General features: G+C 59.9%; 19 protein-coding genes. 12 read left to right on the top strand and 7 right to left on the bottom strand.

What is annotated here, in order from left to right:
* Positions 1 to 65: 65 nt before the first annotated feature.
* Positions 66 to 2,243 carry a malate synthase G gene (locus M5G26_RS18660; protein WP_273916189.1) on the bottom strand — a complete coding sequence of 726 codons (2,178 nt, stop codon included), beginning with the start codon at positions 2,241 to 2,243 and terminating at the stop codon, positions 66 to 68.
* Positions 2,244 to 2,746: 503 nt separating this feature from the next.
* Here M5G26_RS18660 and M5G26_RS18655 point away from each other — a divergent pair.
* Complete coding sequence (locus tag M5G26_RS18655; protein WP_095122549.1) at positions 2,747 to 3,265, top strand: glycine cleavage system protein R; 519 nt, start codon at positions 2,747 to 2,749, stop codon at positions 3,263 to 3,265.
* A 223-nt stretch (positions 3,266 to 3,488) separates the two neighbouring features.
* Here the strand turns inward: M5G26_RS18655 and rarD are convergent, their stop codons facing one another.
* The 5 genes from rarD to M5G26_RS18630 form a co-directional block, all read right to left on the bottom strand.
* Positions 3,489 to 4,376: an EamA family transporter RarD gene (rarD, locus tag M5G26_RS18650; RefSeq protein ID WP_007910020.1), complete on the bottom strand. Its 888-nt coding sequence runs from the start codon at positions 4,374 to 4,376 to the stop codon at positions 3,489 to 3,491.
* Positions 4,377 to 4,536: 160 nt separating this feature from the next.
* The gene (locus tag M5G26_RS18645) at positions 4,537 to 5,511 is read right to left on the bottom strand and encodes a serine/threonine protein kinase (protein WP_016983182.1); all 975 of its coding nucleotides are present in this window, start codon (positions 5,509 to 5,511) and stop codon (positions 4,537 to 4,539) included.
* Positions 5,512 to 5,677: 166 nt separating this feature from the next.
* Positions 5,678 to 7,579: a PhoX family protein gene (locus M5G26_RS18640; protein WP_273916188.1), complete on the bottom strand. Its 1,902-nt coding sequence runs from the start codon at positions 7,577 to 7,579 to the stop codon at positions 5,678 to 5,680.
* 70 nt (positions 7,580 to 7,649) lie between these two features.
* The gene (locus tag M5G26_RS18635; RefSeq protein ID WP_007910027.1) at positions 7,650 to 8,414 is read right to left on the bottom strand and encodes a TOBE domain-containing protein; all 765 of its coding nucleotides are present in this window, start codon (positions 8,412 to 8,414) and stop codon (positions 7,650 to 7,652) included.
* 187 nt (positions 8,415 to 8,601) lie between these two features.
* Positions 8,602 to 9,336, bottom strand: coding sequence for a ComF family protein (locus M5G26_RS18630; RefSeq protein WP_273916187.1), 735 nt, complete (start codon positions 9,334 to 9,336; stop codon positions 8,602 to 8,604).
* A gap of 91 nt (positions 9,337 to 9,427) precedes the next feature.
* On the opposite strand from M5G26_RS18630, the gene bioB reads away from it, so the two are divergent.
* From bioB to M5G26_RS18575, 11 genes are all read left to right on the top strand, one after another.
* Positions 9,428 to 10,483, top strand: coding sequence for a biotin synthase BioB (gene bioB, locus M5G26_RS18625; RefSeq protein WP_038363255.1), 1,056 nt, complete (start codon positions 9,428 to 9,430; stop codon positions 10,481 to 10,483).
* A 129-nt stretch (positions 10,484 to 10,612) separates the two neighbouring features.
* Entirely contained in the window at positions 10,613 to 11,791 is a 1,179-nt protein-coding gene (gene bioF, locus M5G26_RS18620; protein WP_273916186.1) for an 8-amino-7-oxononanoate synthase, read from the top strand.
* Positions 11,784 to 12,515: an alpha/beta fold hydrolase gene (locus M5G26_RS18615; protein WP_273916185.1), complete on the top strand. Its 732-nt coding sequence runs from the start codon at positions 11,784 to 11,786 to the stop codon at positions 12,513 to 12,515. The genes bioF and M5G26_RS18615 overlap by 8 nt, the downstream gene beginning before the upstream one ends.
* The gene (gene bioC / locus M5G26_RS18610) at positions 12,508 to 13,317 is read left to right on the top strand and encodes a malonyl-ACP O-methyltransferase BioC (protein ID WP_273916184.1); all 810 of its coding nucleotides are present in this window, start codon (positions 12,508 to 12,510) and stop codon (positions 13,315 to 13,317) included. The genes M5G26_RS18615 and bioC overlap by 8 nt, the downstream gene beginning before the upstream one ends.
* Positions 13,314 to 13,994 carry a dethiobiotin synthase gene (bioD, locus tag M5G26_RS18605; RefSeq protein ID WP_134178024.1) on the top strand — a complete coding sequence of 227 codons (681 nt, stop codon included), beginning with the start codon at positions 13,314 to 13,316 and terminating at the stop codon, positions 13,992 to 13,994. Before bioC ends, bioD begins: the two co-directional genes overlap by 4 nt.
* A 108-nt stretch (positions 13,995 to 14,102) precedes the next feature.
* Positions 14,103 to 14,399, top strand: a complete 297-nt coding sequence (locus M5G26_RS18600; RefSeq protein ID WP_122599233.1) for a pyrroloquinoline quinone biosynthesis protein PqqE — start codon at positions 14,103 to 14,105, stop codon at positions 14,397 to 14,399.
* A 274-nt stretch (positions 14,400 to 14,673) separates the two neighbouring features.
* Positions 14,674 to 16,479, top strand: coding sequence for a phenylacyl-CoA dehydrogenase (locus tag M5G26_RS18595; protein ID WP_150730230.1), 1,806 nt, complete (start codon positions 14,674 to 14,676; stop codon positions 16,477 to 16,479).
* A gap of 272 nt (positions 16,480 to 16,751) precedes the next feature.
* Positions 16,752 to 18,854 (top strand): cytochrome-c peroxidase, encoded by a 2,103-nt coding sequence (locus M5G26_RS18590; protein WP_273916183.1) that lies wholly within the window; start codon positions 16,752 to 16,754, stop codon positions 18,852 to 18,854.
* A gap of 198 nt (positions 18,855 to 19,052) precedes the next feature.
* Entirely contained in the window at positions 19,053 to 20,342 is a 1,290-nt protein-coding gene (locus tag M5G26_RS18585; RefSeq protein WP_122599231.1) for a GGDEF domain-containing protein, read from the top strand.
* A 90-nt stretch (positions 20,343 to 20,432) separates the two neighbouring features.
* Positions 20,433 to 22,229, top strand: coding sequence for an acyl-CoA dehydrogenase C-terminal domain-containing protein (locus M5G26_RS18580; RefSeq protein WP_273916182.1), 1,797 nt, complete (start codon positions 20,433 to 20,435; stop codon positions 22,227 to 22,229).
* Positions 22,230 to 22,456: 227 nt separating this feature from the next.
* Positions 22,457 to 24,235 (top strand): acyl-CoA dehydrogenase C-terminal domain-containing protein, encoded by a 1,779-nt coding sequence (locus tag M5G26_RS18575; protein WP_273916181.1) that lies wholly within the window; start codon positions 22,457 to 22,459, stop codon positions 24,233 to 24,235.
* A 227-nt stretch (positions 24,236 to 24,462) separates the two neighbouring features.
* Here M5G26_RS18575 and M5G26_RS18570 read toward each other — a convergent pair whose 3' ends face one another.
* On the bottom strand, positions 24,463 to 25,377 hold the full coding sequence (locus tag M5G26_RS18570; RefSeq protein ID WP_122599228.1) for a LysR family transcriptional regulator: 915 nt from the start codon (positions 25,375 to 25,377) through the stop codon (positions 24,463 to 24,465).
* Positions 25,378 to 25,507: the final 130 nt, after the last annotated feature.

The following is a 25,507-nucleotide window of genomic DNA, read 5'->3' as shown; positions in this document are numbered from 1 at the left end:
CCGCACTAACAAAAAAGCCCTGATCTCTCGATCAGGGCTTTTTCATGTCCGGCATTCAGCGCAAGTTACAGGCCGTTGGCCTTTTTGAACTCGCGACGACGACGGTGCAATACCGGCTCGGTGTAACCATTCGGCTGTTTGGTGCCCTCGATCACCAGTTCGACCGCCGCCTGGAAGGCGATGTTGCTGTCGAAGTTCGGTGCCAGCGGACGGTACAGCGGATCGTTGGCGTTTTGACGATCCACCACCGGCGCCATGCGCTTGAGGCTTTCCATCACTTGCGCTTCGGTGACCACACCGTGGCGCAGCCAGTTGGCGATGTGCTGGCTGGAGATACGCAGCGTGGCACGGTCTTCCATCAGGCCGACGTCATTGATGTCCGGTACTTTCGAGCAGCCAACACCCTGGTCGATCCAACGCACCACGTAACCGAGAATGCCCTGGGCATTGTTGTCCAGTTCGTTCTTGATCTGCTCCGGCGTCCAGTTCGGATTGACCGCCAGCGGAATGGTCAGGATGTCGTCTACCGAAGCGCGAGCACGTTTGGCCAATTCGGCCTGGCGGGCGAACACGTCGACCTTGTGGTAGTGCAGCGCGTGCAGCGCAGCAGCAGTCGGCGATGGCACCCAAGCGGTGTTGGCGCCGGCCAGAGGGTGCGCGATTTTCTGCTCAAGCATCGCGGCCATCAGGTCGGGCATTGCCCACATGCCTTTACCGATTTGCGCACGACCTTGCAGGCCGGTGCTCAGACCGATATCGACGTTCCAGTTTTCGTAGGCGCCGATCCACTTCTCAGCCTTCATGTCAGCCTTGCGCACAACCGGGCCTGCTTCCATGGAGGTGTGGATTTCGTCGCCGGTGCGGTCGAGGAAACCGGTGTTGATGAACACCACGCGCTCGCTGGCTGCCTTGATGCAGGCCTTGAGGTTGACCGTGGTACGGCGCTCCTCGTCCATGATCCCGACTTTCAGAGTGTTGCGCGTAAGGCCCAGCACGTCTTCGATGCGGCCGAAGAGTTCGTTGGTGAACGCTGCTTCTTCCGGGCCGTGCATCTTCGGTTTAACGATGTAGACCGAACCGGTGCGGGTGTTGCGGCGCGAGGTGTTGCCATTGAGGTTGTGCATCGCCGCGAGGCAAGTGACCAGACCGTCGAGGATGCCTTCCGGCACTTCGTTACCTTGACTGTCGAGGATCGCGTCGATGGTCATCAGGTGACCAACGTTGCGCACGAACAACAGCGAACGACCGTGCAGCGTCACTTCACCGCCATTCGGCGCGGTGTAGGTGCGATCCGGGTTCATGGTGCGGGTGAAGGTCTGGCCACCCTTGGACACGGATTCCGCCAGGTCGCCCTTCATCAGGCCGAGCCAGTTGCGGTAGATCACCACTTTGTCGTCGGCATCGACGGCGGCCACGGAGTCTTCGCAGTCCATGATGGTGGTCAGCGCCGCTTCCATCAGGATGTCTTTGACGCCGGCGGCGTCGGTCTGGCCAACCGGAGTGGTGGCGTCGACCTGGATCTCGAAGTGCAGACCGTTGTGTTTCAGCAGGATGGCGATCGGCGCATTGGCGTCGCCCTGGAAACCGATCAGTTGCGCGTCATCGCGCAGGCCAGTGTTGCTGCCGCCCTTGAGGGTGACCAGCAGTTTGCCGTCAGCGATTTTGTAGGCGGTCGAATCGACATGGGAGCCAGCAGCCAATGGCGCAGCTTCGTCGAGGAAGGCTCGGGCGAAGGCGATGACTTTGTCGCCACGCACCTTGTTGTAGCCTTTGCCTTTTTCCGCGCCACCGTCTTCGCTGATCGCGTCGGTGCCGTAGAGGGCGTCATACAGCGAACCCCAGCGGGCGTTCGAGGCATTGAGAGCGAAGCGGGCGTTCATCACCGGCACCACGAGTTGCGGGCCGGCGGTACGGGCGATTTCATCATCGACGTTTTGTGTCGTTGCCTGGAAATCAGCCGCTTCTGGCAGCAGATAACCGATTTCTTGCAGGAAGGCTTTATAGGCCACGGCGTCGTGCGCCTGACCGTTGCGTTCCTGGTGCCAGGCATCGATACGAGCCTGGAAGTCATCGCGTTTGGCGAGTAGGGCTTTGTTCTTCGGCGCCAGGTCATGAATGACCTTGTCGGCACCTTCCCAGAATTTGTCGGCGGTGAGGCCGGTACCGGGAATGGCTTCGTTGTTCACGAAGTCGAACAGGACTTTGGCGACCTGCAGGCCACCGACTTGAACGTGTTCAGTCATTGCTTGCCTCACTCTGCTCAGCTATTTCGCTTTTCAGCTCTTCAATTTGACAATGAAGCCTCTGGCCATTTAAACCACAAACCTGCCGACCAGTACATGCCATTGCGGGCGGCTGGGCTGGGACCAATCAACGGCTTGGGGCCTTGCTGACGGGGCTTTCAGGGTTGCGAACAGGCCTTGGGCAGACATCGATCCAGCGTTATGTAGTGCGCGCTGCGGCATACTACATGATGAGTTGCGCTTGTGAAAATCAGACTAATTACGTCGTTCTGCGACCTCATGTCGCATTGCGGTCACATCGCGGAACGGGATGTTCTCAAAAAACCATTGGATTGTTCCAGCTAAATATAAAAAGTTGTACACATAAATGCTATTTGGCTGCTATGGCAGCGGTTTATGTGGGAGCGAGCCTGCTCGCGAAAGCGTCGGTCGCCTCAACGCAAATTCGACCCTTGCCTATACTTCCCCTTCTATAACAAAAGTCATGACAAGAGGGCGACGCCATGGACCATCTCGTACTCACTGTTTTCGCCCCGGACAAGCCCGGACAGGTCGAGCGCATCGCCCAATGCATCGCCGAGCATGGCGGTAACTGGCTGGAAAGCCGAATGTCGAGGATGGCCGGGCAGTTCGCGGGGATTCTTCGGGTGGGCGTGCCGGCGGAGGCTTACGACGAATTAGTCGATTCCCTACAAGCGCTGTCAGCTCACGGCATCCGCGTGTTGATTGCCGAAAGTGGTATCGAGCAGTCCTGCACCTGGAAACCGATTGCCATGGAACTGGTGGGCAATGATCGGCCCGGCATTGTCCGCGACATCACCCGGCTGTTGAGCGAGCAGGGCGTCAACCTTGAGCGACTGGTGACGGAAGTGCGTCCGGCACCGATGAGCAGCGAGCCGCTGTTTCACGCCGAAGCGATTCTTGCGGTGCCGCTGACCTTGTCGCTCGACGTCTTGCAGTCGCGCCTGGAAACCCTGGCCGACGATCTGATGGTCGAACTGGTGTTACGCACAGACGTTTAAGCGCTGAGCGGGTTATCCAGTTTTAACGTGCACCTGCCTGTGGATAACCTGTAGAGACCGGGCGCAGCGTCAAGCCGGCCGGGGCTTTCACGGAACTGATCAAAAAACCGCCAACATTCAGTGACTTGCACACAAACGGCGGGGATCACGCTGTGGATAACCTTGGGAAGGAACGATGCAGGCCACGAGAATCGCGGCCTGCGAGGGTTTGTGCGTTTTTTGATCAGCTGCGCCGACGCAAACTGATCACCGCATCGACGCTGTAAACGGCCAGACCGGCCCAGATGAAGATAAACGCGACCAGCGTGCTCGACGACAAGTGCTCGCCGAACAGCAGTACGGCTTGCAACAGCACCAGGGTCGGCGCCAGGTATTGCAGGAAACCGATCGTGGTGTACGGCAAGTGGCGCGTGGCGGCGTTGAAGCACACCAGCGGCACCAACGTCACCGGACCGGCCGCCACCAGCCACCAGGCTTGGGACGTGGTCCAGAACTCCGGTTGCGCGCTGGTTGCGGTCTGGTTGAACAGCAGCCAGGCGATGGCAATCGGCACCAGCATCCAGGTTTCCACCACCAGCCCCGGCAACGCCTTGACCGGTGCCTGCTTACGGATCAGACCGTAGAAGCCGAACGTCAGCGCCAGCACCAGCGACACCCACGGCAGACTGCCGACCTGCCACACCTGCTGCGCCACACCGACCGCCGCCAGGCCGACCGCGATCCACTGCATCCGGCGCAAGCGTTCGCCGAGAATCAACATGCCCAAGAGCACGTTTACCAACGGGTTGATGTAGTAACCGAGGCTCGCTTCGAGCATGCGCCCGTTATTCACCGACCACACGTAGGTCAGCCAGTTAGCCGCGATCAACGTGCCGCTCAGCGCCAGAATCGCCAAGCGTTTGGGATTGTCGAGCAGTTCGCGCAACCAGCCCGGGTGTTTCCACACCATCAGCAGCAGCGCACCGAACAGCGCCGACCACAGCACCCGATGGATGATGATCTCGACGGCCGGCACTTCGGCGATAGCTTTGAAGTAGATCGGGAACAGGCCCCAGATGATGTAGGCACTCAGGCCCAGAATGTACCCGCGACGCGGGTTGGCGGCTTGCATGCAGAATCCTTGCTTAGGCAGCTAACAAAGGAGGGATTGTAAGGAGGTTGTATAGATGTGTCGTGTCAGAACGCAAAAAGATCGCAGCCTTCGGCAGCTCCTACAGGGGAATGTATTCCAGGGTAGGAGCTGCCGAAGGCTGCGATCTTTTGATCTTTGATCAGAAGAGTTTCAGCGGTTCTTCGTTGAGCGCGGACAATTGCTCACGCAACGCCAACACCTGATCGCCCCAATAACGTTCGGTGCCGAACCACGGAAAGCTGTGCGGGAACGCCGGGTCATCCCAGCGCCGCGCTAGCCAGGCGCTGTAGTGCATCAGGCGCAAGGCGCGCAGCGGCTCGATCAGTGCCAGTTCGCGCGGGTCGAAATCGTGGAACTCGTTGTAGCCATCCATCAATTCCGACAACTGCCCGAGACATTCCTGGCGGTCGCCGGCGAGCATCATCCAGATGTCTTGCACCGCCGGGCCCATGCGGCAGTCGTCGAGGTCGACGATGTGGAACATTTCGTCGCGGCACATCATGTTGCCGGGGTGGCAATCGCCGTGCATGCGGATGTTCTGGTGCGGTGTGTTGGCGTAAGCATCTTCCACGCGCTTGAGCAGGTCGCGGGCGACGGACTCGTAGGCCGGCAGCAGGCTTTTCGGAATGAAGTTGCCTTCGAGCAAGGTGTTCAGCGAGGCGTGGCCGAAGTTCTGCACGGCGAGCGCTTCACGGTGTTCGAACGGCTTGGTCGCGCCGACCGCGTGAATCCGCCCGAGCAACTGGCCGAGGCGATACAGCTGATCGAGATTACCCGGCTCAGGTGCACGACCGCCACGACGCGGGAACAGAGTGAAGCGGAAGCCGGCATGCTCGTGCAGGGTTTCGCCGTTGTGGATCAGCGGTGCCACGACCGGAATTTCAACGTCGGCCAGCTCGAAGGTGAACTTGTGTTCTTCGAGAATCGCTTCGTTGGTCCAGCGCTGCGGACGGTAGAACTTGGCAATCAGCGGTTCGGAGTCTTCGATGCCGACCTGATAAACGCGGTTTTCGTAGCTGTTGAGCGCCAGAATGCGCGCATCGCTGAGGAAGCCGATGCTTTCAACGGCATCGAGCACGAGGTCGGGGGTGAGGGTTTCAAACGGGTGGGCCATGCTGACTCCTGCGCGCAGCAGGCTGCCGCGTCCGGCCCAGCATGGTAGCGCAGATGGCAGGCCCTTAGGGGTTTGGTGTCTGTGCTGACGCTATCGCGAGCAGGCTCACTCCTACAGGGGATCGCATTCCCAATGTGGGAGCGAGCCTGCTCGCGAAGGCGGTCTGTCAGGCGCCCACGACCCCGCCGTCCTCACGGGTAATCGCCATCACCGAGGAGCGCGGCTTGCCATTCGGCAGATGCTCAGGGAACGTCGACCCGCCGTTCTCCCCCGGATGCTGAATCCCGACAAACAGGGTTTTCTGATCCGGCGAGAAGCTGATCCCCGTCACCTCACAACCAATCGGCCCGACCATGAAGCGGCGAATCTCACCGGTCTTGGGGTCGGCGCAAAGCATCTGGTTGTTGCCCATCCCGGCAAAGTCCCCAGCATTGCTCGAATCACCGTCGGTGAGAATCCACAAACGCCCGGCCTTGTCGAAGCCCAAACCATCCGGGCTGTTGAACATGTTCTGCGGGGTGATGTTTTTCGAGCCACCTTTCGGCGTCCCGGCGTGCACGCCTGGGTTGCCAGCGACCACAAACAGGTCCCAGGCAAACGTCTTCGACGCGTGATCGTCACGGTCGGTGCGCCAGCGCAGGATCTGCCCGTAAACGTTCTTCTCACGCGGGTTCGGTCCGCCCACTGGTTGCCCGTCTTCGCCGCGCTTGGCGTTGTTGGTCAGGGTGCAATAGACCTGGCCGTCCTTCGGACTGACGACGATCCATTCCGGGCGGTCCATGCGCGTTGCGCCGACTACGCTGGCGGCGAGGCGCGCATGGATCAGCACTTCGGCCTGATCGGCAAAACCACTGCTGGCGTCGATGCCGTTTTTGCCGTGGGTCAGCTCGATCCACTGGCCCTGGCCTTTCGGGTGATCGGGGTTGCTGTCGCCAGCATCGAACTTGGCCACGTACAGGGTGCCGTGGTCGAGGATGTCGCGGTTAGCCTTGGCGTTGCGGTGGTTGATGCGGTCGCGGCTGACAAACTTGTAGATGAACTCGCCACGCTCGTCGTCGCCCATGTACACCACGGCGCGACCGTCGTCGGTCTCGGCCAGGGCGGCGTTTTCATGCTTGAAGCGGCCCAGCGCGGTGCGTTTGACCGGGGTCGATTGCGGATCGAACGGATCGATCTCGACCACCCAGCCGTGACGGTTGAGTTCGTTGGGGTTTTTCGCCATGTCGAAGCGCGGGTCGTACGGGTGCCAGTTGATTTCGCGGCTGGCGACCGTGACGCCGTAGCGCTTTTGCGCCGGGTCGAACTGCTGCTGGGCGTTGCTGCTGCCGAAGCAGTCGGTGAAGTTTTCTTCGCAGGTCAGGTAAGTGCCCCACGGCGTTTTACCGTTGGCGCAGTTCTGGAAGGTGCCGAGGACTTTTTTGCCGTGTTTGTCGGCGGCGGTTTTCATCAATTCGTGACCGGCTGCCGGGCCGCTGATGCGCAGCGGCGAGTTGCCGTGAATGCGGCGGTTGTAGCGCGAACCCTGAACGAACTGCCACTGACCGTTCTTGCGCTGCACTTCAATCACCGACACGCCTTCGCAGGCCAGTGCCTTGCGCACGTCTTCGGCCGATTGCGGCATGCCGCCGTGCGGGTAGAGGTAGCGGTAGTTGGTGTATTCGTTGTTGATCGCCATCAACGCGCGATTGCGGTCGTCGGGGAAGGCGAACAGGCTCATGCCGTCGTTGTTGTCGCCGAATTGCACTTCCTGTGCGGCGGCGGTGCCGTTACCGCTAGGGTCGAAGGCCGGGCCGTTTTTCTGCAATGGCTGGCCCCAACTGATCAGCACAGAAGACTTGTAGCCTTTGGGCAGCGTGATGACATCGGTGGTCGCAGCGGGAATGCTCTCGAAACCGAGCAGGCGGCTGTTGCCGGCGCTGACGCCGGTGGCCAGCGCGCTGCGACTCAACAGACTACCGCCGAGGAACATTGCCGCGCCACACAGTGCGCCGGCGCCGATGAAACCGCGACGGCTGAGGCCGACCATTTTTTCCAGGTCAGTGGATTGGTTTTCTTCTAATAGGCTCACATCAGGCTCCCTGCTTGGTTTTGGCAGCTACCTTAATGAGCGTCGATGACGCTTTCGTTGCAGCGCCTGATTACAGCGGTGTGCCGATCAGCACATTGGACGGCGAAAACTGCACCTGCACCGGTTGCTCGACGGTCAGCCCGCGAGTGCGCAAATCGAGCGGCTCAGCCAAGGCGCAGAGGGTATGGCCGTTGGGCAGGGTAATGCGCACTTCGCTAGGGCCGTCCTCGGCGTCGAGAATCGCTTCGATAGTGCCCTTCAGAAGATTGTGACCAGACGTTGCAGATTGCTCGGTGCCGAGCAATTCCAGCCAGCCAGCCTTGATCAGCGCCACCACTTCGGTACCGCTTTGCAGCTCCAGATGCACGGTGCTGTCGTGGGTGATCTGCGCGTCGAGGCACAGCCCTTCGGCCAGTTCGAGACGGATCAGGTCATTGCGGCCCTGCGCTTCGATCGCCACGACTTTGCCGTGCAACTGGTTGCGCGCGCTGGTTCTGAGCATCAAACGACCGAGCAGATCCAGATCGCTGGCATCTTCCGCCGCCTCCAGCACTTGGGCCTGCAAGGCTTGCAGCTTCTGATACAGGCGCAAAACGCGCTCGCCTTCGCTGGACAGTTTCGCACCGCCGCCACCCTTGCCACCGACGGCACGCTCGACCAATGGTTTTTGCGCCAGGTTGTTCAACTCATCGATGGCGTCCCACGCCGCCTTGTAGCTCAGGCCTGCGCTCTTCGCGGCGCGGGTGATCGAACCCTGCTCGGCGATGTGTTGCAGCAAGGCGATGCGCTGCGGACGGCGGACGATGTGCTGGGACAACAGGGAAGGCATGGACATGGATGGGGTGCTTTTTTGCTGTGGCGGTGGGGGAGGAAGTTGGCCGCTCGCAACGCGAGAGTCAAGCCTGACGCAGAACCCTGTGGGAGCGAGCCTGCTCGCGAAAGCGTAGTGTCAGCCAACATTGATTTTGAATGTGCTGGCCACTTCGCGAGCAGGCTCGCTCCCACAGGGGATTGTTCAATATTCAGGCTCCGGGCTTTGGCGTGCGCGCCAGACAATAGACATCGACCCGGGCGGCGCCAGCGTTTATCAGCAACCGGGCGAGAGCCTGTGCGGTCGCGCCAGTGGTCAATACGTCGTCAACCAGTGCGAGATGTCGGTCTTTTATCTGCGTATCCGGCATGAGGTTGAAAGCATTACGCAGATTGCGTTTACGCGCCTTGGCGTCGAGATCCTGCTGTGCGTCCGTCTCCTTGACTCGCCGCAGAACCTGTTCTTCGCACGGCAGATCCAGTGACTGACTCAACCACCGCGCCAGCATCGCAGCCTGATTGAATCCGCGTTGGCGCAGACGTTTACCCGCCAGCGGCACCGGCAACAACGCCTCCGGCCTTGGCAAACCCTCATCGAAGCGATGTTGCAGGTATTGCCCGAGAACGTCGGCGAGCAGGTGGCCAAACGGCCATTTTGCGTTGTGTTTAAAGCGCGTAATCAAACTGTCTACAGGGAAGCCATACTGCCATGGCACCACCACCTGTTCGAACGCCGGCGGCTCTAGCAGGCACTCGCCGCAGGTCAGGCCCGCGGCGAGGAGTGGCAAGGCGCAGGTCTGGCAGTGGTCGCCGAGCCAGGGCAGATCGGTTTCGCAGGCCACGCAGATTGGCATTTCTGCTTCTGCCGGCTCATCGCAAAGCAGGCAGGGCTGTATATTATTTAAACAGATGTAAACCTGTCCTTTGTGTCGTGGTTGACAGCGCATGACTCTTCCTTAAATATGCCGAACATCCGTGTCGCGCCTGTGGGTATTCCATTCCCGCAGCCGCCAGCCAAGCATAACCAAGGAACTACCCATGAGCGCGAGCACCACCGCCACCCTGCGTCACGACTGGTCTCTGGCCGAAGTCAGAGCACTCTTCGTACAGCCTTTCAACGACTTGCTGTTCCAGGCGCAAACGGTGCACCGCGCACATTTCAACGCCAACCGCGTGCAAGTCTCGACCCTGCTGTCGATCAAGACCGGCGCCTGCCCGGAAGACTGCAAGTACTGCCCGCAGTCCGGTCACTACAACACCGGCCTTGAAAAAGAAAAACTGATGGAAGTGCAGAAGGTCCTCGAAGAGGCTGCCCGCGCCAAGGCCATCGGTTCGACACGGTTCTGCATGGGCGCGGCGTGGAAGCACCCGTCGGCGAAAGACATGCCGTACGTGCTGAAAATGGTTGAAGGCGTAAAGGCCATGGGCCTGGAGACCTGCATGACCCTCGGTCGTCTCGATCAGGATCAGACCGAAGCGCTGGCCAAGGCCGGTCTCGATTACTACAACCACAACCTCGACACGTCGCCCGAGTTCTACGGCAGCATCATCACTACCCGTACTTACAGCGAGCGCCTGCAGACGCTGGCCTACGTGCGTGAGTCGGGGATGAAAATCTGCTCCGGCGGCATCCTCGGCATGGGCGAGTCGCTGGACGACCGCGCCAATCTGCTGATCCAGTTGGCCAACCTGCCGGAGCATCCGGAATCGGTGCCGATCAACATGCTGGTGAAAGTCGCCGGTACGCCACTGGAAAACGCCGAAGATGTCGATCCGTTCGACTTCATCCGCATGCTCGCCGTGGCTCGCATACTCATGCCGCAATCTCACGTGCGCCTGTCCGCCGGCCGCGAAGCGATGAACGAGCAGATGCAGGCCCTCGCCTTCTTCGCCGGTGCCAACTCGATTTTCTACGGCGACAAACTGCTGACCACCGCCAACCCGCAGGCGGACAAGGACATGCAACTGTTTGCGCGTTTGGGTATTCAGCCGGAAGCCCGTGAAGAGCATTCCGATGAGGTGCACCAAGCCGCGATCGAGCAGGCATTGGTTGAGCAGAAGAGCAGCGAGCAGTTCTATAACGCCGCCGTCTGATCGCCATACGGATTCCATGTAGGAGCTGCCGAAGGCTGCGATCTTTTGATCTTGTCTTTAAAAAACAACATCAAAAGTTCGCAGCCTTCGGCAGCTCCTACACAGTCATTTTTCAGATGTGAGGCCTGCATGTCTTTCGATCTCGCCGCACGCCTTGCTGCCCGTCGTGCCGAAAACCTCTATCGCCAGCGACCGCTGCTCGAGTCCCCGCAAGGCCCGCAAGTGGTGGTCGACGGCAAACCGTTGCTTGCCTTCTGTAACAACGATTACCTCGGCCTGGCCAATCACCCGCAAGTGATCGAAGCCTGGCGCGCCGGTGCTGAACGCTGGGGCGTCGGTGGTGGCGCCTCGCATCTGGTGATCGGCCACAGCGGCCCGCATCACGCACTGGAAGAAGCGTTGGCTGACCTCACTGGCCGCCCGCGTGCGCTGCTGTTCACCACTGGTTACATGGCCAATCTCGGTGCGGTCACGGCGCTGGTCGGGCAGGGCGATACGGTGCTGGAAGATCGCCTCAATCACGCTTCGTTATTGGATGCGGGTCTGTTGTCTGGCGCGCGTTTCAATCGTTATTTGCACAACGATGCGGTGAGCCTGGCCAAAAGGCTGGAGAAAGCCACCGGCAATACGTTGGTGGTAACCGACGGTGTGTTCAGCATGGACGGCGACCTCGCGGATCTGCCGGCGCTGGCCTGTGAAGCCAAGGCCAAAGGTGCGTGGTTGATGGTCGATGACGCTCACGGTTTCGGGCCGCTGGGTGCGAACGGCGGCGGCATCGTCGAGCATTTCGGTTTGAGTCAGGAGGATGTGCCGGTACTGGTCGGCACCCTCGGCAAAGCGTTCGGCACGGCGGGGGCATTTGTCGCTGGCAGCGAAGAGTTGATCGAAAGTCTGATCCAGTTCGCCCGCCCGTACATCTACACCACCAGCCAGCCACCGGCACTGGCCTGCGCGACGCTGAAAAGTCTGGAGCTGCTGCGCACTGAACACTGGCGTCGTGAACATCTGCAGACGCTGATTCGCCAATTCCGCCAGGGCGCCGAGCAGATCGGTCTGGAGCTGATGGACAGTTTTACGCCGATCCAGCCGATCATGATCGGTGATGCCGGGCGCGCGGTGCGGTTGTCGCAGATGTTGCGCGAGCGCGGACTGATGGTCACCGCGATTCGTCCGCCGACCGTGCCTGCCGGCAGCGCCCGTTTGCGCGTGACCCTGACCGCCGCCCACAGCGAGGCGCAGGTGCAGCTATTGTTAGAGGGACTGGCCGATTGCTTTGCCCAACTGTCGTCGGAGCCAAGCCATGCGTAATCGCCTGATTCTGCTGCCCGGCTGGGGCCTCGGCGTGTCGCCGATGGAGCCTCTGGCTGCGGCGTTGCAAGGGCTCGATGAACATCTGAAAGTCGATATCGAGCCGCTGCCGGAACTGGATTCCAGCGACCTGCAGGACTGGCTCGACGAACTTGATGAAAGCATTCCTCAGGACGTCTGGCTGGGTGGCTGGTCGTTGGGCGGCATGCTCGCGTCCGAGCTGGCGGCACGGCGTGGCGAGCGTTGCTGCGGTTTGCTGACGCTGGCGAGCAATCCTTCTTTCGTTGCCCATGAGCAGTGGCCGAACGCGATGCCCGGCGAGACTTTCGACGTGTTTCTCGCCGGTTGCCAGGCCGATCCGCGCACAACTCTCAAACGCTTCTCGCTGCTCTGTGCTCAAGGCGCGCAAGATCCGCGCGGCTTGTCGAGATTGTTGTTGGGCGGCGCGCCGAATACCGCGCCGGCGGCGCTGATGGCGGGACTGGAACTGCTCGCACAACTGGACACCCGCGAAGCATTGCAGGCGTTTCGTGGCCCGCAGTTTCATTTGTTCGCCGGGCAGGACGGTCTGGTCCCGGCGGAAGCGGCGGGGGCATTGTTCGCCCTGTTGCCGGATATCGAAATAGGTCTGATCGAACAGGCCTGTCATGCGTTTCTTCTGGAAGACCCCCACGGACTGGCGGGCGCTATCCAGGCTTTTTTACATGAGTGCGGTGATGACTGATTTGTCTCTTGTGCTGCCTGGCGGCTTGCCTGACAAGCGTCAGGTCGCGGCCTCTTTTTCTCGCGCGGCGGCCAGTTACGACAGCGTCGCCGAGTTGCAACGTGATGTTGGTACACAGTTGGTTGAGCGTTTGCCGCAGGAATTTGTGCCTGCGTGTTGGCTGGATCTGGGTTGTGGCACGGGTTATTTCACCCGCGCGTTGGCTTCGCGGTTTGCCGAGGGTCACGGTCTGGCGCTGGATATCGCTGAAGGCATGCTTGAGCACGCGCGGCCATTGGGTGGTGCCGAGCATTTCATTGCCGGCGATGCGGAGCGTCTGCCGTTGCAGGACTCGACTTGCGACCTGATCTTCTCCAGTCTTGCGGTGCAGTGGTGCGCGGACTTTGATGCAGTGCTCAGCGAAGCTTTTCGCGTGCTGAAACCGGGTGGGGTCTTCGCGTTTGCTAGTCTTTGTGTAGGGACGCTGTTTGAGTTGCGCGACAGCTGGCGGCAGGTCGACGGGATGGTGCACGTCAATCGCTTCCGCGAGTTCGCCCGCTATGAACAATTGTGTGCGGCCAGTGGCTTGCGCACGTTGAGTCTGGAGAATCAGCCGCACGTGTTGCACTACCCGGATGTGCGCAGTTTGACCCATGAGTTGAAAGCCTTGGGTGCGCACAATCTGAATCCCGGGCGCCCGGGCGGTTTGACCGGGCGCGCGCGGCTTCTCGGGCTGGTCGACGCTTACGAGCAGTTCCGTGAGGCCTCGGGATTGCCGGCGACTTATCAGGTGGTCTACGCCGTGTTGGAGAAACCCGTATGAGCGCAGCCTATTTCATCACCGGCACGGACACCGATGTCGGCAAGACCACGGTCGCCGCCGGGTTGCTGCACGCGGCGCGCTCTGCCGGGCTAAGTACAGCGGCGGGCAAACCGGTGGCGTCAGGATGCGAAGTGACGCCCAAGGGGCTGCGCAATTCCGATGCATTGGCGCTGTTGGCCGAATGTTCGCTGCCGCTGACTTATCAACAGGTCAATCCGGTGGCGTTCGAGCCGGCGATTGCTCCGCATCTGGCGGCGCGTGAAGCGGGTGTGGCCTTGACCGTGCAATCGCTGCTGGCGCCGATGCGCGAGATTCTGGCGATGAATGCCGATTTCACCCTGATCGAAGGCGCGGGAGGCTGGCGGGTGCCATTGGCCGATCAGGATAATCTGTCGGATCTGGCGATTGCGCTGAAGTTGCCGGTGATTCTGGTAGTGGGAGTGCGGCTGGGTTGCATCAGTCATGCCTTGCTGACGGCGGAAGCGATTGCCCGTGATGGTCTGCAGTTGGCCGGGTGGGTGGCGAATATCATCGATCCGAAGACGTCGCGGCTGGAAGAAAACCTCGCGACATTGGCCGAGCGGATTCCGGCGCCGTGTCTGGGGCGCGTGCCGAAACTCAAGACCTTGAGCGCGGAAGCGGTGGCGGATCATTTGCAACTGGATCTGCTCGACTAAGCTTTTCTCTATGGGCAGGCACTGTGCCATTAGTGTTTTTGACGGGTGTTTTTCTGGCGCCTCTGCTTCAATGGCAGCCATTGATCCTTCCCAGGGATGAGAACCGTTATGGAAATCTCCGGTAACACAGCTTTTTATGCAGGTCTGAGCTCGATTCAGAGCGGGCAGAACCGCGTCGATCAGGCTGCCAGCCAGATTGCCAACAATACGATTGAGCGTTCGGTGACCAGCCAGTCGTCCGAAGTGCAGATTGATCGTCTGCGTGGTGTTGATCGTGCCCAGCAATCGGATCTGGCCAGCAATATGGTCGAGATGTCCCAAGGCAAAATTCAGGCTGAGCTGGGCGTGAAGGTCGTCAAGGCGTCGGATGAAGTACTCGGTACGATCATCGATACGTTCGCCTGAGTTATTCCAGTCTGCATGCAGAACGCCGCGCCTTGTCGCGGCGTTTTTCGTTGTAAGTCCTTCTCCCTCAACTAATCTTTTTTCAGCGTCCGTGACTCGTTCGAGCTCATGGCGGATTGCCGTGGGCGGCGTTTGAAAATTCTGATGACGAACGGCAAAAGATCGACGCTTGACAAGATTTCGGCGTAAACGTATGTTTCAAACAACTGTTTGACCGTCACAACAAATCAACACGGTCGTTCATTCCCGGTTACATCAGCAGAGGTTTATCGCTATGCCTGACTACAAGGCCCCCTTGCGTGATATTCGCTTCGTTCGTGACGAACTGCTCGGCTACGAAGCGCACTATCAGAGCCTTCCGGCTTGCGCAGACGCAACTCCGGACATGGTTGACGCCATTCTCGAAGAAGGCGCCAAGTTTTGTGAGCAGGTACTGGCACCGCTGAACCGCGTGGGCGACCTCGAAGGTTGCACCTGGAGCGAGTCCGGCGTGAAAACCCCGACGGGCTTCAAAGAGGCTTACAAGCAATTCGTTGAAGGCGGCTGGCCAAGCCTGGCGCACGATGTTGAGCACGGCGGCCAAGGCCTGCCGGAGTCGTTGGGTCTGGCCGTGAGCGAAATGGTTGGCGAAGCCAACTGGTCGTGGGGCATGTACCCAGGCCTGTCGCACGGCGCGATGAACACCATCTCCGAGCACGGCACCCCAGAGCAGCAAGAAGCCTATCTGACCAAACTGGTTTCCGGCGAATGGACCGGCACCATGTGCCTGACCGAACCGCACTGCGGCACCGACCTGGGCATGTTGCGCACCAAGGCCGAACCTCAGGCTGATGGTTCCTACAAAGTTTCCGGCACCAAGATCTTCATCTCGGCCGGCGAACACGACATGGCCGACAACATCGTCCACATCGTGCTGGCCCGCCTGCCGGACGCACCGGCTGGCACCAAAGGCATCTCGCTGTTCATCGTTCCGAAGTTCATGCCCAATGCTGATGGTACCGTCGGTGCACGCAACGCAGTGAGCTGCGGTTCGCTGGAACACAAGATGGGCATCCACGGCAACGCTACCTGCGTGATGAACTTCGACGGCGCCACCGGTTTCCTGATCGGTCCGGCGAACAAAGGCCTGAACTGCATGTTCACCTTTATGAACACCGCACGTCTGGGTACCGCACTGCAGGGTCTGGCCCACGCCGAGATCGGTTTCCAGGGCGGCCTGAAATACGCTCGCGATCGTCTGCAAATGCGCTCGCTGACTGGCCCGAAAGCGCCGGAAAAAGCCGCTGACCCGATCATCGTGCACCCGGATGTACGCCGCATGCTGTTGACCATGAAGGCGTTCGCCGAAGGCAACCGTGCGATGGTGTACTTCACCGCCAAACAGGTCGACATCGTCAAGTACGGCGTCGATGAAGAAGAGAAAAAGAAAGCCGACGCACTGCTGGCCTTCATGACTCCGATCGCCAAAGCGTTCATGACCGAAGTCGGTTTCGAATCCGCTAACCACGGCGTTCAGATCTACGGCGGCCACGGCTTCATCGCCGAGTGGGGCATGGAGCAGAACGTTCGCGACAGCCGCATTTCGATGCTGTACGAAGGCACCACCGGTATCCAGGCACTCGACCTGCTGGGCCGTAAAGTGCTGATGACTCAAGGCGAAGCTCTGAAGGGCTTCACCAAGATCGTCCACAAGTTCTGCCAGAACAACGAAGGCAACGAAGCCGTTGCAGAGTTCGTCGCACCGTTGGCGGCAATCAACAAGGAATGGGGCGAGCTGACCATGAAGGTCGGTATGGCCGCCATGAAAGATCGCGAAGAAGTCGGCGCGGCTTCCGTGGACTACCTGATGTACTCCGGTTATGCCTGCCTGGCTTACTTCTGGGCCGACATGGCGCGTCTGGCTGCTGAAAAGCTGGCAGAAGGCACCGGCGACGCAGCGTTCTACACCGCCAAGCTGCAAACTGCGCGCTTCTACTTCCAGCGCATCCTGCCGCGTACCCGCACGCACGTGGCCACCATGCTGTCGGGCGCCAACAACCTGATGGACATGAAAGAAGAAGACTTCGCACTGGGCTACTAAGCCTTAGCGCAGTCTTTTGAAAAACCGCTGCTCCTTTGGGGGCGGCGGTTTTTTTTGTTCTGGATTTATCCCCAACACTGGGGACGGTTCCCCAGCAGAAACGGTGAGCTGACAGCGCGCCTTTCTCGTGTTTATTGATTCAAAATGTTTCTCGAAAGGATGGCCAATTAATTGCACTGCGCAGATTAACCGGCGCTCACGAGAAATCCTGTGCTGTTCCACGACGCCTCTCGCCCGGCAAAACGCATAACAACAACGTCAGGGTGAAGCACATGAACATCTGCCGACTTGTCTGGTTAATCCTCGCACTTGTTGCCTCCAGTGCCATGGCGGCAGATCCCGCAGAGGTGGATCCGCCGGTACCGGAAGTGCCAAGCCTGCAGTCCTTGCGTGGCATGCTGCCGCCCGATCCCTCCGGAACCGAGGGCGGACGCAAGGTCGACCTGATGACCGACTACGTGCTCAACCGCTCCGCCGCTATCCTGCTGGGCAAGGCGTTGTTCTGGGACATGGAAGTCGGCAGCGATGGCGCCACCGCGTGCGCGTCCTGCCACTATCACGCTGGCGTCGATCACCGCATCACCAACCAACTCAACCCCGGCCAGGCGCACACCAATGCCAACGTCGCCTCGATCTTCAACAAACCTTTTGTCGCTTCGGACATTCCCGGTGACGTGGCGTCCTACGCGACACTGTCTGGTGGCAAGGGCGGGCCGAACTACACACTGAAGAAAACCGATTTCCCGACCCATGTGCTGAGCAACCCGCTGGAACGCAACTCGCCGATCGTTTACTCGAGCGATGACGTGGTTGGTTCACAAGGCGTGTTCGACGCCAACTTCGTCAAACCCAATCAACCGCGCTTCGACAAATGCACCCAACAACCGGACGGCATTTTCCAGGTCGGCGGCATTAACGTACGTCGCAGCACTGGGCGTAACGCGCCTTCGGTGATCAACGCTGCGTTCAACGTGCGCAACTTCTGGGATGGCCGCGCCAACAACGTTTTCAACGGTTTCTCGCCGTTTGGCAATCGTGACCCCGATGCGGGCATTTATGTGACCAGCGAGCGCAACACCGTGGCAAGCAAAGTCCGGCTGGCACTCAACGACGCATCTGCCGCGTCGCAAGCGGTGGGCCCGCCGGGTAGCGGGGTGGAAATGTCCTGCGGCGGCCGCACTTTCGCCGACATCGGTCGGCGCATGCTTGATCAGTTGATGCTCAAGCAACAGCGGATTTCTTCCAGCGACTCGGTGCTCGCTTCGGTATCCGGCGCACGGCGTCCGACCTATCGCGAATTGATAAAAAACGCCTTCCAGCCACGCCTGTGGAACGCCACGCAAAATGTGCTGGTGGGCGGTGCGCCGTATACGCAGATGGAAGCCAACTTCCCGCTGTTCTTCGGGTTGGCGATTCAGATGTACGAATCCACCCTGATCTCTGACCAGGCGCCGATTGATGCCTATCTGCAAGGCGATTCAACCGCCATGAACGCGCAGCAGGTCCAGGGCATGAACCTGTTCCTCGGCAAGGGCAAGTGCGTCAATTGCCACGGCGGTCCGGAGCTGACCAATGCTGCCAGCCGTTTGCTGATGCACCCGCGTGAACGCATCGAGCGGATGGTCATGGCCGATAACCTGATCACCCTTTACGACAACGGTTTCTATAACACCGGTGTGCGTCCGACCTCAGAAGACCTCGCACTCGGTGGCTCGGATGCCTGGGGTAACCCATGGTCGTTCAGCCGCCAGTACAACAAGCTGTTGCAAGGCGGCAGCATTCCCGATCCGCTGGACGTCGATGTCTGTACCTTCGAGGCACCGCTGAGCGCAGCGATTCCTTGCGATGCCACGCTTAAACCCAACGTCAACTTCCGTGATTCGGTCGACGGCGCCTTCAAGACGCCGACCTTGCGCAACATCGCGCTGACCGGCCCGTACTTCCACAACGGCAGCCGCGCGACGCTCAAACAGGTGATGGAGTTCTACAACCGTGGCGGCGACCGTCGCGGCGAGGACGCCAACAACACCAGCGGTTTCGAGCATCCTTCGGCGAATCAGCACAACACCTCGAACCTCGATCCGGACATGACCAATCTCAACCTGACGCCTGAAGAAATCGACGCGCTGGTGAAATTCATGGAAGTCGGCCTGACCGATCCGCGTGTGGCCTGGGAACGGGCGCCGTTCGATCATCCGTCACTGGTCATCCCGCAGGGCCATATCGGTGATGAAAACGCGGTGACCCAGCGTCCGGCCAGTCCGAGAGTCACCACCCGGCAAGCGACGGATGCGTTGTTCTCGCTCAAGCCCTACGGCGCCGAAGGACGCAGCCCTGCGGAGGGGCCGTTGCTACCGTTCTACAACGATCTGTGAGGAATAACTCCAGGCCTGGCCATCAGTGATGATGGCCAGCGGCTCGCGGATGGCAAAAAACTTGGCAAAACGCTCAGATAGTCAGGTTTTCTGCCGTTAAAGAGACTGCGTGTGATCTGGATCACATTGTGTGTGCTTAACTGCACGCATTGCAGGCACAATGCCATCTCTTTGCCATGACGGGTCGGAGCTTTACCCTTGCCGCGTTCTTCCGCTGTACGTTTCAGCCATTTCCTACCTTCACTGCTGTTGTTACTTGCGGGGTTGGCGGCTGCGTACGTCAAAGACCTCAGCGTGTTCTTCACTTCGCTGTTCAATGTGTTGCCGACCCTGGTGCTGCTGTTGGGTGGCGCTTATTGCGCGGTTTACCGGCGTCAGCGCGAACTGTTTCTGATGCTCACGGTGTACATCGCCTACTTTTTGCTCGATACCCAGACCGACTATTACCGCGACAACGGCAAGGTCCGCGAAGACGCTGCGGTGGTCTTCCACCTCGTCTGTTTACTGCTGCCGCTGCTGTTTGGCCTGTTCGCGGCGTGGCAGGAACGCACGCATCTGTTTCAGGACATGGTTGCGCGCTTCGCCGTGTTGCTGGCTTTTGGCAGTGTCGCGTTGGGCCTTGAGCAGAGTTATCCCCAGGCATTGCTGATCTGGCTTTCGGAAATCCGCTGGCCGGCGCTGCACGGCGCATGGATGAGCCTGATCCAGCTGTCCTACCCGGTGTTTATCTCGGCATTCCTGTTGCTCGCCTGGCAATACTGGCGTAATCCGCGCCCGCTGCATGCGGCGCAACTGGTCGGCCTGCTCGGCGTGTTCTGGATGCTGCCGAAAACCTTCATCCTGCCGTTCACCCTGAACATCATGTGCAGTCAGGTGATGTTGATGATCGCCGCTGCCGTTGCGCACGAGGCTTATCAAATGGCCTTCCGCGACGAGCTCACCGGTCTGCCGGGACGTCGTGCGCTCAACGAGCGCATGCAGCGTCTCGGGCGCAATTACGTGCTGGCGATGAGCGACGTTGACCACTTCAAGAAATTCAACGACACCCACGGCCATGATGTTGGTGACCAAGTGTTGCGCCTGGTCGCCAGCAAACTGTCGAAGATCAGCGGTGGCGGTAGGGCGTATCGCTATGGCGGTGAGGAATTTGCCTTGGTGTTCGCCGGCAAAACCCTTGAGGAGTGCATGCCACACCTTGAAGTGATCCGCGAGTCGATTGCGTCCTACAACATTCAACTGCGCAATCAGGAAAACCGTCCGCAGGATGATCAGCAAGGTCGTCAGCGCCGCGCCGGTTCCGGTGCTTCCAGCGTTTCGGTCACGGTGAGCATCGGCGTCGCCGAGCGAGTGGAGCAACGCAACCCGGAACAGGTGCTGAAGTCCGCCGACGAGGCGCTCTACGCCGCTAAAGGCGCGGGGCGTAACTGCGTGGTTGCGTTCGGCCAGAACCGTCGCGGCGCGGTGCGCATGGATACGGCCGCAGGTTGAGTGATGACGGCGCATTCAGCGCCTGCACAATGATTGTGGGGCGTGGTGGCCGGCAGTAGGTTGGAGAAATCTGCTGACGGAGAAGCCACCATGCCTGAGTACAAAGCTCCCCTGCGCGACATGCGCTTTCTGATCGACCACGTCTTCGACTTTCACAGCAACTACGCCGCCCTCGGCGCCCACGACGCCAGCCCGGACATGATCAACGCGATCCTCGAAGAGGGCGCGAAGTTCTGCGAGAACGTTCTGGCGCCGCTTAATCGCAGCGGTGACGAAGAGGGCTGCCATTTCGACAACGGTGTGGTGACAACGCCTACAGGCTTCAAGCAGGCATTCGCACAATATGTCGAAGGTGGCTGGCATGGTCTGGCGGCAGATCCGAGCTACGGCGGCCAAGGGCTGCCAAGTTCGCTGGGGCTGGTGATCAGCGAGATGGTCGGCTCCAGCAATACCTCCTGGGGTATGTACCCGGGCCTGACCCACGGCGCGATGTCGGCGATCCACGCCCACGGCAGCGCTGAGCAAAAAGACACCTACCTGAGCAAACTCACCGCCGGTCAGTGGACCGGCACCATGTGCCTGACCGAAGCCCATTGCGGCACCGACCTGGGCATCATCAAGACCCGCGCCGTGCCTCAGGCTGACGGCAGTTATGCGGTCACCGGCAGCAAGATTTTCATCTCCGCCGGCGAGCACGACATGAGCGATAACATCATCCATCTGGTGTTGGCCAAGTTGCCGGATGCGCCGGCCGGGACCAAAGGGATTTCGCTGTTTATCGTGCCGAAATTCTTGCCGGATGCGGCGGGTGAGGCAGGCGAGCGCAACGGCGTTTCCTGCGGTTCGATCGAACACAAGATGGGCATCAAGGCCTCGGCCACTTGCGTGCTCAACTTCGACAGCGCCAAGGGTTACCTGATCGGCGAGCCGAACAAGGGCCTGAACTGCATGTTCACCATGATGAACCACGCACGGCTCGGCACCGGGATGCAGGGTTTGTGTCTGGGTGAAGCGAGTTTCCAGGGCGCGATCAAATACGCCAACGACCGTTTGCAGATGCGTTCACTGACGGGCGCCAAAGCCCCGGACAAAGCCGCCGATCCGATCATCGTTCACCCGGACGTGCGGCGCATGCTGCTGACCATGAAAGCCTTCAACGAAGGCAACCGTGCGCTGACCTACTTCACCGCACAGTTGCTCGATGTCGCGCATCTGAACAGCGATGCCGAGGCGCGTCAGGAGGCCGAAGATCTGTTGGCGTTCCTCACGCCAATCTGCAAGGCGTTCATGACCGACACCGGGCTGGAAGTGACTAACCACGGCATGCAGGTGTTTGGCGGCCACGGTTTCATTCGCGAATGGGGTATGGAGCAACTGGTGCGCGATTGCCGGATTGCACCGATCTATGAAGGCACCAACGGCATTCAGGCGCTGGACCTGCTCGGACGCAAGGTGCTGGGCAGTCAGGGCAAGTTGCTGCGCGGTTTTACCAAAATCGTCCATAAGTTCTGCGCGGCCAACGCTGAGCACCCGCAGTTGGGCAGTTTCGTTGCGCAGCTCAATGAACTGAACCAGCAGTGGGGCGACTTGACCATGAAAGTCGGGATGGCGGCGATGAAGAACCCGGATGAGGTGGGCGCGGCGTCTGTGGATTATCTGATGTACAGCGGTTACATCATCCTCGGTTATCTGTGGTTGCGGATGGCATTGGTGGCGCAGGCGCAACTGGACGCGGGCGAGGGGGAGGCGGATTACCTGCGGGGCAAGTTGGCGACCTGCGAGTTTTACTTCAAGCGCTTGTTGCCGCGTACGGCGGCGCATCGGGCGGCGATCGAGGCAGGGAGTGATTGTTTGATGAAGTTGCCGGCGGAAATGTTTGCGCTTTAAGCAAGATCAAAAGATCGTCCGATCGCGGCCCGAGCCTTCGGCAGCTCCTACATGGGACCGAGTTTTATCTGTAGGAGCTGCCGCAGGCTGCGATCTTTTTGTGGTGACTAAAAATAACAAAACAGTCACCGGTTGACCCTATGTGTCGCAAAAGTTGTTGAGGTACACTCCGGCTCAACGAAAACACCATTCCACGAATCACCTGTTTAGATCTTGCGAGGTTTGCCATGGCTGACTACAAAGCGCCGCTGCGCGATATGCGCTTCGTCCTCAATGAAGTGTTCGAAGTCGCCAAACTCTGGGCCGAACTGCCGGCACTGGCCGAGACCGTCGACGCCGAAACCGTTGAAGCCATTCTCGAAGAGGCCGGCAAGGTCACCAGCAAAAGCATCGCGCCATTGAGCCGCGCCGCTGACGAAGAAGGCTGTCACTGGGCTGATGGCGCCGTCACCACTCCAGCCGGTTTCCCACAGGCTTATCAGACTTATGCCGAAGGCGGCTGGGTCGGCGTCGGTGGCGATCCGCAATACGGCGGCATGGGCATGCCCAAAGCCGTGTCGGCGCAGGTTGAAGAGATGGTCAACTCCGCCAGCCTGTCCTTCGGTCTGTACCCGATGCTGACCGCCGGTGCCTGCCTGTCTATCAACGCCCACGCCAGCGAAGAGCTGAAAGCCGCCTACCTGCCGAATATGTATGCCGGCGTCTGGGCCGGTTCCATGTGCCTGACCGAGCCGCACGCCGGCACCGACCTGGGGATTATTCGCACCAAGGCCGAGCCTCAGGCCGACGGGTCGTACAAAGTCAGCGGCACCAAGATCTTCATCACCGGTGGCGAACACGACCTCACCGAAAACATCATTCATCTGGTGCTGGCGAAACTGCCGGACGCCCCCGCGGGGCCAAAAGGCATTTCGCTGTTCCTGGTGCCGAAGTTCATGGTCAATGCCGACGGCAGCCTGGGCGCGCGTAACCCGGCGAACTGTGGTTCGATCGAACACAAGATGGGCATCCAGGCGTCCGCTACCTGCGTGATGAACTTCGACGAAGCCGTCGGTTATCTGGTCGGCGAGCCGAACAAAGGCCTGGCCGCGATGTTCACCATGATGAACTACGAGCGTTTAGGCGTCGGCATTCAAGGCCTGGCCACCGGCGAGCGTTCGTATCAGAACGCCGTTGAATACGCCCGCGACCGTCTGCAAAGCCGTTCGCCGACCGGCGCGCAGAACAAGGACAAAGTCGCTGATCCGATCATCGTCCACCCGGACGTACGTCGCATGCTGCTGACCATGAAAGCCTCGAATGAAGGTGGCCGTGCGTTCTCCACTTACGTGGCGATGCAACTCGACACCGCCAAGTTCAGCGAAGATGCCACCACCCGCAAACGTGCGGAAGATCTGGTCGCGTTGCTGACCCCGGTGGCCAAGGCTTTCCTCACCGATCTGGGTCTGGAAACCACCGTGCACGGCCAGCAGATTTTCGGCGGCCACGGCTACATCCGCGAGTGGGGTCAGGAGCAACTGGTGCGTGATGTGCGCATCACCCAGATCTACGAAGGCACCAACGGCATTCAGGCACTGGACCTGGTCGGTCGCAAGATCGTCGGCAGCGGCGGCGCGTTCTATAAGCTGTTCGCTGACGAGATCCGCCATTTCACCGCGACGGCCAGCGCCGATCTGGGTGAATTCACCAAGCCGCTGAACGATGCCGTCAATACCCTCGATGAGCTGACGTCGTGGTTGCTGGATCGGGCGAAAAACAACCCGAACGAAATTGGCGCGGCTTCGGTCGAATATCTGCAAGCATTCGGTTACGTTGCCTACGCCTACATGTGGGCGTTGATGGCCAAAGCCTCGTTGGGCAAAGAAGCGCAGGACGATTTCTATGCCAGCAAGCTGGGCACCGCACGCTTCTACTTCGCCCGTTTGCTGCCGCGTATTCACTCGTTGAGCGCGTCGGTGAAGGCCGGTAGCGAGTCGCTGTTCCTGCTGGATGCAGCGCAATTCTGATGCGATAGCGTCATGTAAGCATTCTCTTACATGACGTGCTGCTGTTCTCCCATATGCGTAAATTGGATCCACGGCTAATCTACATTTCATGGACGTCGCGCAGGAAGCGCAAAGCAACAACACGGACACGTAGGATTCTGCCAGGGTGGCGGAGTGAAATGGATTTCAGGGAAACAGTCTGCAAAGCCCCGCTTCGGCGGGGTTTTCTTTTGCCTGAAGAAAAGTATTCAGGCCAGTGGATCCAGCGCTGGTTTCACCTCTCGCTCCATCACTTCCTCCAGCAAAGTCCGCAGTAGCGCCAAAGACGCTTGCTGGCGTTGCACATCGCGACACACCAGACCCACCTTCAGCGGTACCCGTGGTTCGCTCAGCGGTTTCCACAGCAGATCCTGATCGTCGTACTCCTTTTGCGAACGCCCCGGCAGCACCGTCGCCAGTTTGGTGTGTGGCAGGCTGTCGAGAATCCCCACCATATTGTTCAGCTCGGCCTGCACCTGCGGGCGACGTCCGAGGGCGGTCAATTGCGCCTGCCAGATCTGGCGGATCTGAAACTCTTCGCCCAACAACAACATGGGCAATTCAGCCGCCTGGCGCATCGAGACTTTCTTGAATTCACGCAAGGGGTGATCCGCCGGGATCACTAGCGTCAATTCATCTTCGTACAACATCACGCCATGCAGGCCCGGTTGGCGCGGCGGCAGGTAACTGATGCCAATGTCCAACGACCCATTGAGCAAGCGCCGCTCGATCTCAAGCCCGGTCAATTCATAAATCTGCACCACCAGATGCGGCTGCGCCTTGCGCACCCGTTCGAGCATTTGCGGCACCAGACTGGTGTGCACCGTTTGCAGCACGCCGATTGCCAGCGTGCGCAGGGCTTGGCCCTTGAAGTTGCCCAACGCCTCACGCGCTCGTTGCAGTCCGTCGAGCAGCGGCACCGCGTGGTTGTATAACGTGTGCGCGGCCAGGGTTGGCAGCAAGCGCTTGCTGCTGCGCTCGAACAGGGTGACGTCGAGGTTCTGCTCGAGCTGGCGGATCTGCTGTGACAACGCCGGTTGCGAGATCGACAGGCGTTCAGCGGCGCGGCCAACATGACCTTCTTCGTAGACCGCGACGAAATAACGCAGTTGTTTAAAATCCATAAGTAATGCTTATCGAAAATGCTGGTAAATCGAAATGGCCCGAAGCCGTCAGTAAGCCTAGTCTAACCGCATTCACAAGGCTTACAGGGCCAGAAAGCGCGATGAATAGCGTTCGCTTCGACAGTGTTTA

Source organism: Pseudomonas sp. TNT2022 ID642 (genome assembly GCF_028656995.1).
GTDB lineage: Bacteria > Pseudomonadota > Gammaproteobacteria > Pseudomonadales > Pseudomonadaceae > Aquipseudomonas.
The sequence above is the reverse complement of the archived record's forward strand: the minus strand, read 5'-3'. Positions and strand labels throughout refer to the sequence as shown.